At 73.3% G+C, this 15664-nt stretch carries 13 protein-coding genes; 3 read left to right on the top strand and 10 right to left on the bottom strand.

Annotated features, from left to right (window positions below; translation table 11 throughout):
• Positions 1-34: 34 nt before the first annotated feature.
• The 4 genes from ruvX to J2S46_RS33285 are packed head-to-tail and all read right to left on the bottom strand — an operon-like array spanning position 35 to position 4128.
• Entirely contained in the window at positions 35-556 is a 522-nt protein-coding gene (gene ruvX / locus J2S46_RS33300; protein WP_191288197.1) for a Holliday junction resolvase RuvX, read from the bottom strand.
• Complete coding sequence (alaS, locus tag J2S46_RS33295; protein ID WP_191288196.1) at positions 556-3225, bottom strand: alanine--tRNA ligase; 2670 nt, start codon at positions 3223-3225, stop codon at positions 556-558. The genes ruvX and alaS overlap by 1 nt, the downstream gene beginning before the upstream one ends.
• Positions 3225-3647 (bottom strand): DUF6167 family protein, encoded by a 423-nt coding sequence (locus tag J2S46_RS33290; protein ID WP_191288195.1) that lies wholly within the window; start codon positions 3645-3647, stop codon positions 3225-3227. The genes alaS and J2S46_RS33290 overlap by 1 nt, the downstream gene beginning before the upstream one ends.
• 4 nt (positions 3648-3651) lie before the next feature.
• On the bottom strand, positions 3652-4128 hold the full coding sequence (locus J2S46_RS33285) for a DUF948 domain-containing protein (protein ID WP_191288194.1): 477 nt from the start codon (positions 4126-4128) through the stop codon (positions 3652-3654).
• A 345-nt stretch (positions 4129-4473) separates the two neighbouring features.
• Between J2S46_RS33285 and J2S46_RS33280 the strand changes: the two genes are divergently transcribed.
• Both J2S46_RS33280 and J2S46_RS33275 read left to right on the top strand, forming a co-directional pair.
• Positions 4474-6714 carry an ATP-binding protein gene (locus J2S46_RS33280; RefSeq protein WP_229912092.1) on the top strand — a complete coding sequence of 747 codons (2241 nt, stop codon included), beginning with the start codon at positions 4474-4476 and terminating at the stop codon, positions 6712-6714.
• Between the two features lie 118 nt (positions 6715-6832).
• Complete coding sequence (locus J2S46_RS33275; protein WP_191288332.1) at positions 6833-7162, top strand: tetratricopeptide repeat protein; 330 nt, start codon at positions 6833-6835, stop codon at positions 7160-7162.
• Between the two features lie 162 nt (positions 7163-7324).
• Here the strand turns inward: J2S46_RS33275 and rpsD are convergent, their stop codons facing one another.
• The 3 genes from rpsD to ppk2 all read right to left on the bottom strand — a co-directional run bounded on the left by rpsD (position 7325) and on the right by ppk2 (position 10665).
• Entirely contained in the window at positions 7325-7939 is a 615-nt protein-coding gene (gene rpsD, locus J2S46_RS33270; protein ID WP_190212468.1) for a 30S ribosomal protein S4, read from the bottom strand.
• A 310-nt stretch (positions 7940-8249) separates the two neighbouring features.
• On the bottom strand, positions 8250-9776 hold the full coding sequence (locus tag J2S46_RS33265; RefSeq protein ID WP_229912090.1) for a replication-associated recombination protein A: 1527 nt from the start codon (positions 9774-9776) through the stop codon (positions 8250-8252).
• A 76-nt stretch (positions 9777-9852) separates the two neighbouring features.
• Positions 9853-10665 (bottom strand): polyphosphate kinase 2, encoded by an 813-nt coding sequence (gene ppk2 / locus J2S46_RS33260; RefSeq protein WP_191288193.1) that lies wholly within the window; start codon positions 10663-10665, stop codon positions 9853-9855.
• Positions 10666-11077: 412 nt separating this feature from the next.
• Between ppk2 and J2S46_RS33255 the strand changes: the two genes are divergently transcribed.
• Positions 11078-12019: a LysR family transcriptional regulator gene (locus J2S46_RS33255; RefSeq protein ID WP_191288192.1), complete on the top strand. Its 942-nt coding sequence runs from the start codon at positions 11078-11080 to the stop codon at positions 12017-12019.
• On the opposite strand, the gene J2S46_RS33250 is transcribed toward J2S46_RS33255, so the two are convergent.
• The 3 genes from J2S46_RS33250 to hisS form a co-directional block, all read right to left on the bottom strand.
• Positions 11992-12498, bottom strand: a complete 507-nt coding sequence (locus J2S46_RS33250; RefSeq protein ID WP_073921480.1) for a GNAT family N-acetyltransferase — start codon at positions 12496-12498, stop codon at positions 11992-11994. The genes J2S46_RS33255 and J2S46_RS33250 overlap by 28 nt on opposite strands.
• A gap of 100 nt (positions 12499-12598) precedes the next feature.
• Complete coding sequence (gene aspS / locus J2S46_RS33245; protein WP_191288191.1) at positions 12599-14395, bottom strand: aspartate--tRNA ligase; 1797 nt, start codon at positions 14393-14395, stop codon at positions 12599-12601.
• Positions 14392-15654 (bottom strand): histidine--tRNA ligase, encoded by a 1263-nt coding sequence (gene hisS / locus J2S46_RS33240; protein ID WP_190212473.1) that lies wholly within the window; start codon positions 15652-15654, stop codon positions 14392-14394. The genes aspS and hisS overlap by 4 nt, the downstream gene beginning before the upstream one ends.
• Between the last annotated feature and the right edge of the window lie 10 nt (positions 15655-15664).

The following is a 15664-nucleotide window of genomic DNA, read 5'->3' as shown; positions in this document are numbered from 1 at the left end:
CGGGCCCCTCGTCAGGGACGTTAGTCCAAGCCGATCAGATGACCGGTTCGACGCTCTCACCAGGAGGTCTGCCGCTCACCCGTTCGGCCTCCAGGGCACTCTGCAGGATCACCACGGCGGCGGCCTGGTCGACCACCGAACGGCCCTTCTTGGCCTTCACGCCCGAGGCGCGCAGCCCGTGCGTCGCCGTCACGGTGGACATCCGCTCGTCCACCAGCCGCACCGGCACCGGCGCGAGCCTGACCGCCAGCTGCCCGGCGTACAGCCGGACCTTGGCGGCCGCCGGGCCCTCCTTGCCGCTGAGCGAGCGCGGCAGGCCGACGATCACCTCGATCGCGTCGTACTCCTCCGCGATGGCGAGGATCCTGGCCTGCGAACGCCCGCCGGCCGGGACGGTCTCCACGGGCGTCGCGATCATCCCGTCGGGGTCGCAGGACGCGACCCCGATCCGGGCGTCACCGACGTCGACGGCGATCCGCCGACCCCGGCGCCAGGCCGGGCGGCCGTCCGACTGCGGCTCGCCCTCGTGCGAAACGTCCCTGTCCCGGTCGTTCATCAGGAGGCGCGCTCCGCGACCAGGGCGCGGACCGCGGCGATCGCCTCGTCCACGGCGGACGGGTCGGTGCCGCCGCCCTGGGCGACGTCGTCCTTGCCGCCACCGCCGCCGCCGAGGGTCTTGGCCGCCGTGCGGACCAGCTCGCCGGCCTTCACGCCGCAGGCGCGGGCGTCCTCGTTGGTGGCGATCACGGTCAGCGGGCGGCCGTTCGCCACGGTGAAGGCCGCGACCACGGCCGGGCGCGAGCCGAGCCGGTTGCGGACGTCCAGCACCAGCTTGCGCAACTCGTCCGCGCCCACGCCGTCGCTGACCCGGGCGGCGACCAGGGCGACGCCCCGGACGTCCTCGGCGGCGTCCGCCAGACCGGAGGCGGCGGCCAGCACCTTCTCGGCGCGGAACCGCTCGATCTCCTTCTCGGCGTCCTTGAGCTTGGCGAGCATGCCGGAGATCTTCTCCGGCAGCTCCTCCGGGCGGCCCTTGACCAGCTCGGTGAGCTGGGCGACCACCGTGTGCTCACGGGCCAGGAACTTGTAGGCGTCCACGCCGACCAGCGCCTCGACCCGGCGCACGCCGGAGCCGATCGAGGACTCGCCGAGCAGCTTCACCAGGCCCAGCTGGGCGGTGTTGCCGACGTGGGTGCCGCCGCACAGCTCCTTGGAGAAGTCGCCGATGGTGACGACCCGGACGGCGTCGCCGTACTTCTCGCCGAACATCGCGATGGCGCCGGCCTTGCGGGCCTGGTCCATCGTCATGACCTCGGCGGTGACGTCCAGTTCGCGGACCAGCACCTCGTTGATCTTCTGCTCGACGTCGGTCAGCACGCTGCCGGGCACGGCGGCGGGCGAGCCGAAGTCGAAGCGGAAGCGGCCCGGCGCGTTCTCGGAGCCGGCCTGGGCGGCCGTCGGGCCGAGCGCGTCGCGCAGCGCCTGGTGGGTCAGGTGGGTGGCCGAGTGGGCGCGCGAGACGGCCCGGCGGCGGTCCACGTCGATGCTGGCGTACGCCGAGGCACCGAGCACGACCTCGCCGAACAGCACCCCGCCGGAGTGCACGGTCACGCCCGGCACCGGCTGCTGCACGTCGCGGATCTCGACGACCGCGCCGGAGTCCAGCCGGATCCGGCCGTGGTCGGCGAGCTGGCCGCCGCCCTCGGCGTAGAACGGCGTGCGGTCGAGGATGATCTCGACCTCGTCGCCCTCGGTCGCGGCCGGCGCCGGCACGCCGTCCACCAGCAGGCCCACCACGGTGGCCTCGCCCTCGGTGGCGGTGTAGCCGGTGAAGACGGACGCGCCGGCCTGGTCGGCGACCTCGCGGTACGCGGCGACGTCGGCGTGGCCCATCTTCTTGGCCTTGGCGTCCGCCTTGGCGCGGTCCCGCTGCTCCTGCATCAGACGGCGGAAGCCGGCCTCGTCGACCTGGAGCCCCTGCTCCTCGGCCATCTCCAGGGTCAGGTCGATCGGGAAGCCGTAGGTGTCGTGCAGCTTGAACGCCTGGTCGCCGGAGAGCACGGCGCCGCCGGACTGCTTGGTCTCGGTGACCGCCGCGTCCAGCAGGTTCGTGCCGCTGCGCAGGGTCTGCAGGAAGGCGGTCTCCTCGGCCACCACGACCGTCTCGATCCGCTTGCGGTCGCTCTCCAGTTCGGCGTACTGCGGGGCCATCGCCTTGATGGTGATGTCCGTCAGCTCCTTGGCCACCGTCCCGGTGGCGCCGAGCAGGCGCATGTTGCGGATGGCGCGGCGCAGGATGCGGCGCAGCACGTAGCCGCGGCCCTCGTTGCCGGGGGTGACGCCGTCGCCGACCAGCATGACCGCGGTGCGGAAGTGGTCGGTGACCACGCGCAGCGAGACGTCCGACTTGTGGTCGGCGCCGTAGGTGTGGCCGGTGAGCTCGGCGGCGCGGTCCAGGATCAGCCGGCTGGTGTCGATCTCGAAGAGGTTGTCGACGTCCTGCAGGATCGCGGCGAGGCGCTCCAGGCCGAGACCGGTGTCGATGTTCTTGCTCGGCAGGTCGCCGAGGATCTCGAAGCCGTCCTTGCCGTCGCCGTGGCCGCGCTCGTACTGCATGAAGACCAGGTTCCAGATCTCCAGGTAGCGCTCGCCGTTGACGGCCGGGCCGCCCTCCTCGCCGTACGCGGGGCCGCGGTCGTAGTTGATCTCCGAGCACGGGCCGCACGGGCCGGGGACGCCCATCGACCAGAAGTTGTCCTTCATGCCGAGGCGCTGGATGCGCTCGGACGGCACGCCGATGACGTCACGCCAGATCTGCTCGGCCTCGTCGTCGTCCTTGTAGACGGTGATCCAGAGCTTCTCCTTCTCCAGGCCGTAGCCGCCGTCCGCGACGGAGCTGGTGAGCAGCTCCCACGCGAACTTGATGGCCCCTTCCTTGAAGTAGTCGCCGAAGGAGAAGTTGCCGCACATCTGGAAGAACGAGCCGTGCCGGGTGGTCTTGCCGACCTCTTCGATGTCCAGCGTGCGCACGCACTTCTGGACGCTGGTGGCACGCGAGTACTGCGGCTTCACCTCGCCGAGGAAGTACGGCTTGAAGGGCACCATGCCGGCGTTGACCAGCAGCAGGGTGGGGTCGTCGGCGACCAGGGACGCCGACGGAACGACGGTGTGACCGCGCTCCTCGAAGAAGCGCAGCCAGCGGCGGCGGATCTCTGCCGACTCCATTATTGGTCCTTCCGGTTCGGGGTACTGCCCCGCGGCGAAAGCGGCCGGCGGGGCGTCGGTTCGATGGCTCTGGGGGTGGGACGGGCACTGCTGGACGGAGGCAGGGCGGCGGCCGGACTGCCGGGCGCCGCCGAGATAGCTCGGTACTCGGGCTCGCCGCGCAGCGCCCGGTGCCGCCGGGGCTCGACCACGGCGGTGCCGTCCAGGCCCAGCTCGGCGCGCAGTTGCTCCTCGCGCTCGGCCATGCCGGCGCGGACGTCGCCGGCGAAGCGCTTCGCCGCGTCGCCCAGGTGCAGCGCGCCGCGGGCGGCGGTGCCCGAAAGACTGTCAGGGGTGAGCCGGTGGACGGCCTCGTTGGCCTTGTTCATGGCCCAGACGGTGGCGCCGGCGCCGACCGCCATCCAGAAGATGCGCCGAACCATGCCGTCAGCCCCTCACCGCGCGCCGGACCCTGGCGAGCAGGCCGCCGCGCGGCGCCGTCGCGGCGCGCACCTCGGCCCGGACCAGCCGGGCCAGTGCCTCGCGCTCGCCCGGCTGCTGCGGCAGGCCCGCGGTGCCGTTCTGTTTGGCGACCGCCTTGCGGACGCCGTAGCTGAAGGCCGCGACCTTGACCAGCGGGCCGCCGAAGGTGGCGGCGACCGTGGAGGAGAGGGCGTTGGCGTTGGCGGCGGCGTCCTGCACGTTGGCGGTGATCTCGTCCACCCGGGCCAGCTGCTCGTTGGCGCTGCGCACCGCGCTGCCCGCGTCGACCAGCAGCGGGACGGCCTGCTCGGTGACGGCGGACACCAGCGCCGCGGCCTCCCTGAGCACCCGTGAGAGCCGTACCAGGACGACCGCGAGCAGGGTGACCAGCACCGCCCAGAACACGGCGACGAGCAGGCCGGCCAGCTCTCCCACGGACACCTTGCGCGCTCCCTCGCCTTGTCGGGTTCCCCCTCAGGGGGAACCCTATCGCGACCGCGGCCGGTTTCCGGACCGGGTTACGGGCAGCCGCGCGGCGCCCCACCTGCGGGCACGGTCGCCCCCGGGCCGTCCGGCGGCGGACCGGGCCGGGCCCGGGGCGGCCGCCGGCGACAGGGGTGTCCGACGCCGTCCGCGCGTAACCTACCCGCCGGTCACCTCGTTGGGCCGGTGGGCCGGTCGCGCCGGCCCGCGCGGGCGCCCGGCCGGTTGGGCGCGCGGGCCACCGGGCGCGGGCCGCAAGGACGCGGACCGTGCGGCGCGGACCACGGAACGGGGAGCGGCGGGTTGTCCAGCGAGTCAGCAGCAGGGCGGCGGGGGGCGGCGGCCGGCGGCCTCCCGGCCGAGGTGACCAGCTTCGTCGGCCGACGGGAGGAGCTGACGGCGCTGGCCGGACTGCTGGCCCGGGCCCGCCTGGTGACGGTGACAGGACCGGGCGGGGTCGGCAAGAGCCGGCTGGCCGTCCGCGCGGCGGCGCGGGCGGCCCGGAGCTTCCCGGACGGCGTCCGACTGGTCGAGGTGGCCGAGGTGCAGGACGCGCTCCTGCTGGGCCACGCCGTGCTGGAGGCGCTGGGGCTGACCGACTCGACGGCCCGGCCGCCGCTGGACGTCCTGGTCGAGCAGCTGGCCGGGTGCCGGCTGCTGCTGGTGCTGGACGGCTGCGAACACCTGGTGGCCGCCTGCGCCGAACTGGTGGACGCGCTGCTGCGGGCGCTGCCGGGCCTGCGGGTGCTGGCGACCAGCCGGGAGTCCCTGCAGTCGACCGGCGAGCACCTGCTGGCGGTCGCGCCGCTGCCGGTGGCGTCCGGCCCGGCCGGACTCCCCGACGCGGTGCAGCTGTTCGCCGACCGGGCCCGGGCGGTGCTGCCCGGCTTCACCCTCGGCCCCGCCGACGAGCCCGATATCACCCAGCTCTGCCGTCGCCTGGACGGCATCCCGCTGGCGGTGGAGCTGGCCGCGGGACGGTTGCGCGCGCTGTCGGTGGAGCAGATCGCCGCCCGGCTGGACGACCGCTTCAAGCTGCTCACCGGCGGCTCTCGCGGCGCCCTGCCGCGCCATCAGACCCTGCGGACGACCATCGGCTGGAGTCATGAACTCTGCACGGTGCAGGAACGTTTACTCTGGGCCCGCCTCTCGGTCTTCGCGGGGAGCTTCGAGCTGGAGGCCGCCGAGTACGTCTGCGCCGGTGACGGCATCGAGGCCGACGAGATGCTCGACCTGATCGGCGACCTGATCAACAAGTCCGTGCTGCTGCGGGTGTCCGAGCCCGCCGGCCGGCCGGGCGGGCCGCGCCGGCCGGCCCGGTGGAGCAGCGGCGCCGGAGCCGTGCGGTACCGGATGCTCGACACCCTGCGCGAGTACGGCGGCCAGTGGCTGCGTGCCACCGGCGACGAGCAGCGGCTGCTGCGCCGCCACCGCGACTGGTACCTGGGGGTGGCCACCTGGGGCGAGGTGGAGTGGTTCGGCCCGCGACAGGCGGAGACCGCCGAGCGCACCGAGCTGGCGCACCCCAACCTCCGGGCGGCGCTGGAGTTCTGCCTGGCCGAGCCGGGCGAGGAGCAGATCGCGCTGCTGATGGCCGGCACCCTCTGGTTCTACTGGGTCGGCTGCGGACACCTGGGCGAGGGCCGGCACTGGCTGGACCGCGCCCTCGCGCTCGCCCCCGAACCGACCGAGGCCCGGGCGAAGGCCCTCTGGGTCACCGGCTACATGGCCACCCTGCAGGGGGACCTGCACCGGGCGGCGCCCGCCCTGGAGGAGTGCCGGCGCCAGGCACTGGCCACCGGGGACGACCGCGCCCTCGCCTACGCCCTGCACCGGCAGGGCTGCGCGGCGCTGATCGGCGACGAGCCGGGCCGGGCCACCGAGCTGTTCGAGGAGGCGCTCTGGCACTACAACACCATCGGCGAGCTCAACAGCAACGTGCTGATGGCGATGTTCGAGCTGGGCGTCGCCCACCTCTTCCAGGGCGACCGGGAGACCGGCGAACTCTGGTTCGGCCGGGTCCGCGAGCTCTGCGAGGAGCACGGTGAGCAGTGGGCGTACGCCTACGGGCTCTACGCGATGGCGTACGCGCAGTGGCTGGCCGGGGACGTCCGGCTGGCGCGGGCGTACGCGCGCGAGTGCGTCCGGCTCAACTACCTCTTCCGGGACCTGCTGGGGATCGTGCTGGGGGTGGAGGTGCTCGCGCTGCTGGAGACCGAGCCGGCGGGGCCCGGCGAGGACTGCGACCTGGTCGAGGCACGGGTGCTGCAGGGCGCGGCGCACCGGATCTGGCAGGGCGTGGGCAAGCCGTTCTTCGGCTCGCGGATCTTCAACGGCGCGCACCAGGAGTGCGAGGCGCGGGCCCGGGCCGGGCTGACCGAGCAGGAGTTCCTGGAGGCCTTCGAGCTGGGCGCCGTCCTGGACCTGGACGCGGCGGTCGGCCGGGCGCTCGGGGACGAGGAGCGGCCCGGCGGGCCGGGACGGCTGCCGGGGCCCCGGCCGTCACCGCGCTCGCCGTCGCCCTCGCCGGTGCGCAACCCGTGAGGCGGAGCGGCGGGACGCGGGCGTCGGGGGCCGCGGAATAGTTGAAGCTTCATCATTGCTGTGGCCGGCGGCAACCGCGAGAGGAGCACCCGCCATGACATCCGCGACGACCCCGGTCATGACCACCGGCCACGACAGCTCCAGGGAGTACGCCCTGGCGCGGTTCCACTTCGACGCGAAGGCGTACACCGACGCCGCCCGCCTGCTGGAGGGCGTGCTGGCCGAGGAGCCGGGCAACCTCTCCGTCCGGCTGCTGCTCGCCCGCAGCCTGTACCACTCCGCGCAGCTCTCCCGGGCCGCCGACGAGCTGCGCCGGATCCTGGAGCAGGACCCGGCGGAGGACTACGCCCGGCTGATGCTCGGCCGTACCCTCCAGCGCCAGGGCCGCCCCGACGAGGCCCGGGTCCACCTGCGGCTGGCGGCCGCGATGGGCACCGGGACGGTCTGACGGCACCGGGCCGCCCGACGGCCCGACGGAGAAGGCCGGCGCCGCACAGCAGAACACCGGCGCCGACGCCGGACAAGAGAACGAGCCCCCACCGCCTCGAAGGGCGGTGGGGGCTCGTCCGGGTCCTGCTGCCGGCGACGCGGGGACGCCGACGCTCGCGGGTCAGCGCGAGTAGTACTCGACGACCAGCTGCTCGTCGCAGATCACGGGGATCTCACGACGCTGCGGGGCGCGGTCCAGGCGGAAGGCCAGGGCCTTGAGGTTGACCTCGAGGTACTTCGGGGTCTGGCCCTCACCCGCGTAGCCACCCTCACGGGCGACCTGGAACGGGACCTTCTCCTTGCTACGGTCGCGAACGGTCACGACGTAGCCCGGCTTCAGCTGGAACGAGGGCTTGTTGACCTTGCGGCCGTTGACCTCGATGTGGCCGTGAACGACCATCTGGCGAGCCTGGTAGATGGTGCGGGCGATGCCCGAACGCAGCACCAGGGAGTCGAGGCGCACCTCCAGGTCGGCGACGAGCGCCTCACCGGTCTTGCCCTCGGCCTTCTTCGCGCGGTCGAACGCGCGGGCCATCTGGGTCTCGCTCAGGTCGTACTGCGCGCGCAGACGCTGCTTCTCGAGCAGACGGACCTTGTAGTCCGAGTTCTGCTTGCGGCCGCGGCCGTGCTGGCCGGGCGGGTACGGGCGGGCCTCGAAGTACTTGACGGACTTCGGGGTCAGCGGGATACCCAGCGCACGGGCAATCTTGACCTTGGGACGCTTCTGGTTCGCCATGAACCAAACCTTCCTTGCTCTTCCAATACGGCTTCACCAGGTGTTGACGGAGGTCGCTCCTCGCGACCCGGAGAAAAACCACCCCGAGGGGTGATCAGCCGCTCTCCGGAGCCGGGCACGGAAGTGCTTGCACACGAGTGGCCCACCGACGCGTACGTGGTGGGCTGCCCGCGACACCGAAACGGTGCGCGACGCTCCTGGAGGCCCCGTGAGGAGCCTCGGGCCGATGCCCCGCTGGTGCGGCCGGTCAATCAGGGTCACCCCTGCTGCCGTCCCGGGACATGGCACTCCGACCGAGTATACCCGGCGATCACTCGCCCTTTTCCCCGGTGCCCTTTCCCGCCGTACCGCCCTCGGCGCCGCTCCCCTGCTCGGCGCCGCCGTCGGCGTCCCCCGCCGCCGCTGCCGGTGCAGGCGCGGGCGCGGGCGCGACGGCCGGGCCCTTCCGCACCGGCTCCCGGGGGCCCTTCTCACGGGCCGGACCGGCCGGTGCGCCGGCCAGCCGGCCCCTGGTCCACTCCACCACGTCGGCGTAGCGGGCCTCGCCGCCGTGCCGGGTCGGCCGGTAGTAGACCTTGCCGTGCACCGAGTCCGGCGCGTACTGCTGGGCGGCGATGCCGCCGGGCAGGTCGTGCGGGTACTGGTACCCCTGGCCGTGGCCGAGCTTCCCCGCGCCGCCGTAGTGCGCGTCCCGCAGGTGCGGCGGCACGGCGCCGGCCAGACCCTGCCGGACGTCCGCGAGGGCCGCGTCGATGGCCAGGTAGGCGGCGTTCGACTTGGCCGCCAGGGCCAGTGCGATGGCCGCCTGGGAGAGGATGATCCGCGCCTCCGGGAAGCCGATCAGCGCCACCGCCTGGGCGGCCGCCACGGCCGTCTGCAGGGCGGTCGGGTCGGCCAGGCCGATGTCCTCGCTGGCGGAGATCATCAGCCGGCGGGCGATGAACCGCGGGTCCTCCCCCGCCTCGATCATCCTGGCCAGGTAGTGCAGGGTGGCGTCCACGTCGCTGCCGCGGATCGACTTGATCAGCGCGCTGGCGACGTCGTAGTGCTGGTCGCCGTCCTTGTCGTAGCGCACCGCCGCCTTGTTGACGGCCGTCTCGGTGGTCGCCAGGGTGATGGCCGGCTCGGACTTCTCCAGTGCCGCCCCGGCCGCGGCCTCCAGCGTGGTGAGCGCCCGCCGGGCGTCCCCGCCGGCCAGCCGGACGAGGTGGTCCTCGGCCTCCGCGGTGAGCTCCAGCGCCCCGCCGAGCCCGCGCTCGTCGGCCACCGCCCGGTGCAGCAGGGCCCGGACGTCGTCGTCGGTGAGCGACTCCAGGGTGAGCAGCAGCGAGCGGGAGAGCAGCGGGGAGATCACCGAGAAGTACGGGTTCTCGGTGGTGGCGGCGATCAGAGTGACCCAGCGGTTCTCGACGGCCGGCAGCAGCGAGTCCTGCTGCGCCTTGGAGAAGCGGTGGATCTCGTCCAGGAAGAGCACCGTCTCCTTGCCGCTCATGCCGACGGCCCGGCGGGCCCCCTCGATGACGGCCCGGACCTCCTTGACGCCGGCGGTGATCGCGGACAGCTCGACGAAGCGGCCCTCCACGGCCTGGCTGATCACGTGCGCCAGGGTGGTCTTGCCCGTCCCGGGCGGCCCCCAGAGGATCACCGAGCTGGTCGCGGCCGGGCCGCGCGAGCCGCTGACCAGGCGGCGCAGCGGTGAGCCGTCCTTGAGCAGCTGGCGCTGGCCGGCGACCTCGTCCAGGGTGCGCGGGCGCATCCGCACGGCGAGCGGGGCCCGCCCGGGCTCCTTGGCCTGGCGTTCCTCGGCGGCTGCGGTGAAGAGGTCCGGTTCGTCCACACCGGCAGCCTATGCGAGGGCGCCGACAGCCCGGCGCCGGCGACCGGGCGGGGACGGCAGGGGCCGGGCCCCGGGGTCAGCCCTCCAGGGTGGCCGCGTGGTCGGGGACGTACTTCTGCAGGTCGCGCGGCGGGCGGCGGTAGCCCTCGGACGGCGGGCGGGCCGGCAGCCCGATCTCGGGCCGGACCACGTCGCGGTACGGGACGACCGACAGCAGGTGGGCGATCATGTTGATCCGGGCCCGGCGCTTGTCGTCGCTCTCCACCACGTGCCAGGGCGACTCGGGGGTGTCGGTGTGGACGAACATCGCGTCCTTGGCCCGGGAGTACTCCTCCCACCGGGTGATCGACTCGGTGTCCATCGGGGAGAGCTTCCAGCGCCGCATCGGGTCCTCCAGACGGCCCCGGAACCGGCGCTCCTGCTCGGTGTCGCTGACCGAGAACCAGTACTTGCGCAGCAGGATGCCCGACTCGATCAGCATCCGCTCGAAGGTCGGGCACTGGTTCAGGAACTGCCAGTACTCCTCCTCGGTGCAGAAGCCCATCACCTTCTCCACGCCGGCCCGGTTGTACCAGCTGCGGTCGAACAGCACGATCTCGCCGGCGGCCGGCAGGTGCTCGACGTACCGCTGGAAGTACCACTGGGTGCGCTGGCGCTCGGTCGGGGTGGGGAGGGCGGCGACCCGGGCGATGCGGGGGTTCAGGTACTCGGTGACCCGCTTGATCGCGCCGCCCTTGCCGGCGGCGTCGCGGCCCTCGAAGACGACCACCAGCCGGGCACCCTCGGCGCGCACCCACTCCTGGAGCTTCACCAGCTCGGCCTGCAGGCGCAGCAGCTCCCGCTCGTAGGGCTTCCTCGCGAGGCGTTCGTCTCCGGACCTGCCTGCCATCTGGGTGCCCTCCCGCGCGAAGTCCCGCCCGGGGAGGTCCGGGAGGTGCCGACGAGGACTCACGCTAGGCCGGATCGGGGGCGGGCGCAGGTCATGTCCGGTGTCGACGGCGTGGCGCGGGCCCGCGGAGCGTCGCGGGCGGGCCGCACGGGCGGTCGCCTCCGGTGGGCCGGAGGCCCAGGGGCCTCGGGCCCGGTGGGGGTGGGGGCGGGGCGGACCGGGCGTTGGAAACCGGCCCCCCGTCCGACTCCCAACGCCACCGCCCCCGTTCGCCCGGTGCAAGCCCCCCACGGCGCGCCGGGCAGCCGGCAGGCGGCCCGGATCCCCCCTGGCCGCCGTCCCCCGTCCGGCTGGCCAACTCTGGCCCAGACCCGCCCGACGGGTCCAATTCCTCGTTCCATAACCTGGCGGCATGGACATCGACACCCGCCTGCTGCGCTCCTTCGCCGTGGTCTGCGAAGAGGGGCAGCTCACCGCGGCCGCGGCCCGGCTGCGGGTGTCCCAGCCGGCGCTCACCAAGCAGATCCGGCAGTTGGAGGAGCGGGTCGGCGCTGAGCTGTTCCGGCGTTCGCGGGCCGGGATGACCCCGACGGCCGCCGGCAACGCGCTGGCCGCGCACGCGGGCGAGCTGCTCGGCTCCTGGGACGACGCGCTGCGGGCCACCCGGGACGCGGCGGCACAGGGCGGGGCCACGCTCCGGGTGGGCTTCGAGGGCGGCACGATCAACCTGATCGGCCGGCAGACCGTGACGGACTTCACCACCAGGATGCCGGGCTGGCAGGTCGAGATACGGCAGAACAGCTGGTTCGACCCGGCCGCCGGGCTCACCGCCGGCGAGGTGGACCTCGCGCTGTGGCACGCGCCGCCGTGGATGGCCGAGCGCTACGCCACCAGCCTGCTGGGGACGGACCGGCGGTGCATCGCCCTGGCGGCCGGCCACCGGCTGGCCGGCGAGACCCTGATCGACTTCGCCGAGCTGCTGGAGGAGCCGTTCGTGGCGATGCCCGCCGAGGCCGGCCACTGGCGGGAGTACTGGCTGGGGGCGCAGGAGCGCGGCGGGCGGCCGGCCCGGATCGGGGCGGTCGCGCACAACGCGGACGAGTGGCTGGCGGCGGTGGCCTGCGGCCAGGGCATCGGCATCGCGCCGGAGACCATCAGCCGGCTGAGCACCCGGCCCGGCGTGGTGTACCGGCCGGTCCGGGGGCTCGGCCCGGGGCAGGTCGGGCTGTACTGGCCCCGGGAGCGGCCGTGCACGCCGGCGATGACCGCCTTCATCCGCAGCTGCCGCGCGACGGTGGAGATCGGCGGCCCGGCCGCCGCCGGGCCTCAGACCGAGTCGAAGGGCTCCGGGTAGCGACAGAGCCCGCGCGGGCCGCCGTCGTACGCGGAGAGGGTGAGTGCCTGGAAGTAGCTGTCCGGCACCTCGAACGGGCCGGTCAGATCGTGCTCGACGGCCGGGGCGAACCCGAACCGGCCGTAGTAGTCGGGGTCGCCCAGCACCACCACCACCCGCTCCCCCGCCTCGTCGGCGGCGGTCAGCGCGGCCCGCACCACCAGCTCGCCGACGCCCTTGCGCTGCCACTCGGGCGCCACCGCGACCGGGGCGAGCGCCAGGCCGTCCCCGTCGCCGACCCGGAGCCGGGTCAGCAGTGCGTGGCCGATCACGAGTCCGCCCTTGTCGACCGCCACCAGGGACAGTTCGGGCAGCCAGGCCGGGTCGCGGCGCAGCGCGTCGACGAGGTCCGCCTCGTCCGGCCCGGGGAAGGCCGCCATGTGGACCCGCCGGGTGGCCGGGGCGTCCTCAGGGGTCTCAACTCTCGTACGCAGGGTCATTCCCCGCTCCTTCGGTGTCGCACGCCATTGTGGACCGGCCCCGGCCCGGACGCGTCGTCCGCGTCCGTTCCGGGGCCGTGAAGGTATACCAGACCGGGCGTCAGGCCTGCTGCTCGGTCTCGCCCTTGGGCTTCGCTTCCTCACGAACCTTGGGCTGCGCGTCGACGCCCGCCTCGCGGCGCTGCGCCGGGGTGATCGCCGTGGGGGCACCGGTCAGCGGGTCACCGCCGGTGGACGTCTTCGGGAACGCGATGACGTCCCGGATGGTGTCGTACCCGCCCAGCAGCGTGACGATGCGGTCCAGGCCGAAGGCGACCCCGCCGTGCGGCGGCGGGCCGTAGTTGAAGGCGTCGAGCAGGAAGCCGAACTGCGACTGCGCCTCCTCCTCGGAGAGGCCGATCGCGTCGAACGCCCGCTTCTGCACGTCGCGCTGGTGGATACGGATCGAACCGCCGCCCAGCTCCGAGCCGTTGAGCACCAGGTCGTACGCGTTGGAGAGCGCGCTGCCCGGGTCGGTGTCGAAGGTGGCGAGCGACTCGGCGGTCGGCGCGGTGAAGGGGTGGTGGACGGCGTGCCAGCCCTGGAACTGCCCCTTGTCGTCCTCGATCGGCTCGAACATCGGGAAGTCGACCACCCAGAGGAAGGCCCACTGCGACTCGTCGATCAGGTCGCAGCGGCGGCCGATCTCCAGGCGGGCCGCGCCGAGCAGCTCCTGCGAGGCGGTCTTCCTGCCGGCCGCGAAGAAGATCGCGTCACCGTTCTTCGCCCCGGCGGCGGCGGCGAGGCCGGCCAGGTGCTCCTCGCTGAGGTTCTTGGCGACCGGGCCGCGCAGCTCGCCGGTCTCGGCGTCGATGACGACGTACGCGAGACCGCGGGCGCCGCGCGCCTTGGCCCAGTCCTGCCAGGCGTCGAGCTGCTTGCGCGGCTGCGAGGCGCCGCCGGGCATGACGACCGCGCCGACGTACGGGGCCTGGAAGACCCGGAACTCGGTGCCCTTGAAGTACTCGGTGAGGTCGGTGAGTTCCTGGCCGAAGCGGACGTCCGGCTTGTCGGAGCCGTAGCGGTTCATGGCGTCCGCGTAGGTCATCCGGGGCAGCGGGTTCGGGATCTCGTACCCGTGCACCTCGCGCCAGATGGCGGCGACGGTCTTCTCGCCCAGGGCCAGGATGTCCTCCTGGTCGACGAAGGAGGCCTCGATGTCCAGCTGGGTGAACTCCGGCTGCCGGTCGGCGCGGAAGTCCTCGTCCCGGAAGCAGCGGGCGATCTGGTAGTACTTCTCCATCCCGGCCACCATCAGCAGCTGCTTGAACAGCTGCGGCGACTGCGGCAGGGCGTACCAGTGCCCCGGCTGCAGGCGGACCGGGACGAGGAAGTCGCGGGCGCCCTCGGGGGTGGAGCGGGTGAGGTACGGCGTCTCGATGTCGAGGAAGCCGTTCTCCTCCATCACCGTGCGGATGACGTGGTTGACCTTGGAGCGCAGGCGCAGCGCGCGGGCCGGGCCCTCGCGGCGCAGGTCCAGGTAGCGGTACCGGAGGCGGACCTCCTCGTTGACCGTGCCCGGCTCGTACTCGGCGACCGGGAAGGGCAGCGGGGCGGCCTCGGAGAGCACCTCGATCTCGCTGACGACGACCTCGACGGCGCCGGTCGCGATCTCGGTGTTCTCGTTGCCCTCGGGGCGGATCCGGACGTCGCCGGTGACCTTGACGCAGTACTCGGCGCGCAGGCCGTGCACGGAGTCCAGGTCGCGCACCACGATCTGCACGGTGCCGGAGGCGTCGCGCAGGTCGATGAAGGCGACGCCGCCGTGGTCGCGGCGGCGGGCGACCCAGCCGGCCAGGGTGATGGTGGTGCCGGCGTGCTCCGCGCGGAGCGTGCCCGCGTCGTGCGTGCGGATCACTGCTGCTTCTCCTTCAGGGTGGTGACGAGTGCGTCCAGGGCGACGGGGTTCTGCTCGCCGGTGGTCATGTCCTTGAGCTGGACGACGCCTTCGGCGAGGTCGCGGTCGCCCGCGATCAGTGCGAAGCGGGCGCCGGAGCGGTCGGCGGACTTCATGGCGTTCTTGATGCCCTTGACGCCGAACGCCAGGTCGGTGGCGACGCCGGCCCGGCGCAGCTCGACGACCTTGGCGAACAGGACGTTCTTGGCCTCCTCGCCGAGCGCGACGGCGTAGACGGAGGTGGTGGCGGGCAGGTCGAGGACGATGCCCTCGGCCTCCATCGCCAGGAAGGTGCGGTCCACGCCGAGGCCCCAGCCGACGGACGGCAGCGCGGGGCCGCCGAGCATCTCGGAGAGGCCGTCGTAGCGGCCGCCGCCGCCGATCGCGGACTGGGCGCCGAGGCCGTTGTGCACGAACTCGAAGGTGGTGCGGGTGTAGTAGTCCAGGCCGCGGACCAGCTTGGGGTCGTCCACGAAGGCGACGCCGGCGGCGGTGAGCAGCTCGCGGACCTGCTCGTCGTAGGCCTTGCAGTCCTCGCAGAGGAAGTCGCGCAGCTTGGGCGCGTCGGTCAGCTGGGCCTGCACGCTCTCGCGCTTGTCGTCCAGCACGCGCAGCGGGTTGATGCCGGCCCGGCGGCGGGTGTCCTCGTCGAGGTCCAGGCCGTCCAGGAACTCGACCAGGGCGGCGCGGTAGACCGGGCGGCACTGCTTGTCGCCGAGGCTGTTGAGCAGCAGCGAGTAGTCGCGCAGGCCGAGCGAGCGGAAGGCGTCGTCGGCGAGGATGATCACCTCGGCGTCGAGCGCCGGGTCCTCGGTGCCGATCGCCTCGGCGCCGATCTGGGCGAACTGGCGGTAGCGGCCCTTCTGGGCCCGCTCGTAGCGGTAGAAGGAGCCGGAGTACCAGAGCTTGACCGGCAGGTTGCCGAGCTTGTGCAGGTTGGCCTGGAGGGCCGCCCGGACGACGGAGGCGGTGCCCTCGGGGCGCAGCGCGAGCTCGTCGCCGCCCTTGGTGGTGAGGGTGTACATCTCCTTGTTGACGATGTCGGTGGACTCGCCGACACCGCGGGAGAAGAGCTTGACGTCCTCGAAGACCGGGGTCTCGATGTAGCCGTAGCCGGCCCGGCGCAGCGGCGCGGAGAGGCGCTCGCGGATCGCCAGGTAGGTCGCGGAGCTCGGCGGCAGCAGGTCGTAGGTGCCCTTGGGGGCGGTGAAGGTGCTCAACTTCTCTTCC

It is taken from the genome of Kitasatospora herbaricolor, assembly GCF_030813695.1.
In the GTDB taxonomy this organism is placed as follows: Bacteria; Actinomycetota; Actinomycetes; order Streptomycetales; family Streptomycetaceae; genus Kitasatospora; species Kitasatospora herbaricolor.
This window is presented reverse-complemented; position numbering and strand designations above follow the sequence as displayed.

Bases quoted from the DNA above. Each gene is read 5' to 3' on its own strand.
- rpsD (WP_190212468.1), bottom strand. From the start codon at position 7,939: ATGGCGAACCAGAAGCGTCCCAAGGTCAAGATTGCCCGTGCGCTGGGT.
- J2S46_RS33255 (WP_191288192.1), top strand. From the start codon at position 11,078: ATGGACATCGACACCCGCCTGCTGCGCTCCTTCGCCGTGGTCTGCGAA.
- ppk2 (WP_191288193.1), bottom strand. From the start codon at position 10,665: ATGGCAGGCAGGTCCGGAGACGAACGCCTCGCGAGGAAGCCCTACGAG.
- J2S46_RS33275 (WP_191288332.1), top strand. From the start codon at position 6,833: ATGACCACCGGCCACGACAGCTCCAGGGAGTACGCCCTGGCGCGGTTC.
- ruvX (WP_191288197.1), bottom strand. From the start codon at position 556: ATGAACGACCGGGACAGGGACGTTTCGCACGAGGGCGAGCCGCAGTCG.
- alaS (WP_191288196.1), bottom strand. From the start codon at position 3,225: ATGGAGTCGGCAGAGATCCGCCGCCGCTGGCTGCGCTTCTTCGAGGAG.
- J2S46_RS33290 (WP_191288195.1), bottom strand. From the start codon at position 3,647: ATGGTTCGGCGCATCTTCTGGATGGCGGTCGGCGCCGGCGCCACCGTC.
- J2S46_RS33250 (WP_073921480.1), bottom strand. From the start codon at position 12,498: ATGACCCTGCGTACGAGAGTTGAGACCCCTGAGGACGCCCCGGCCACC.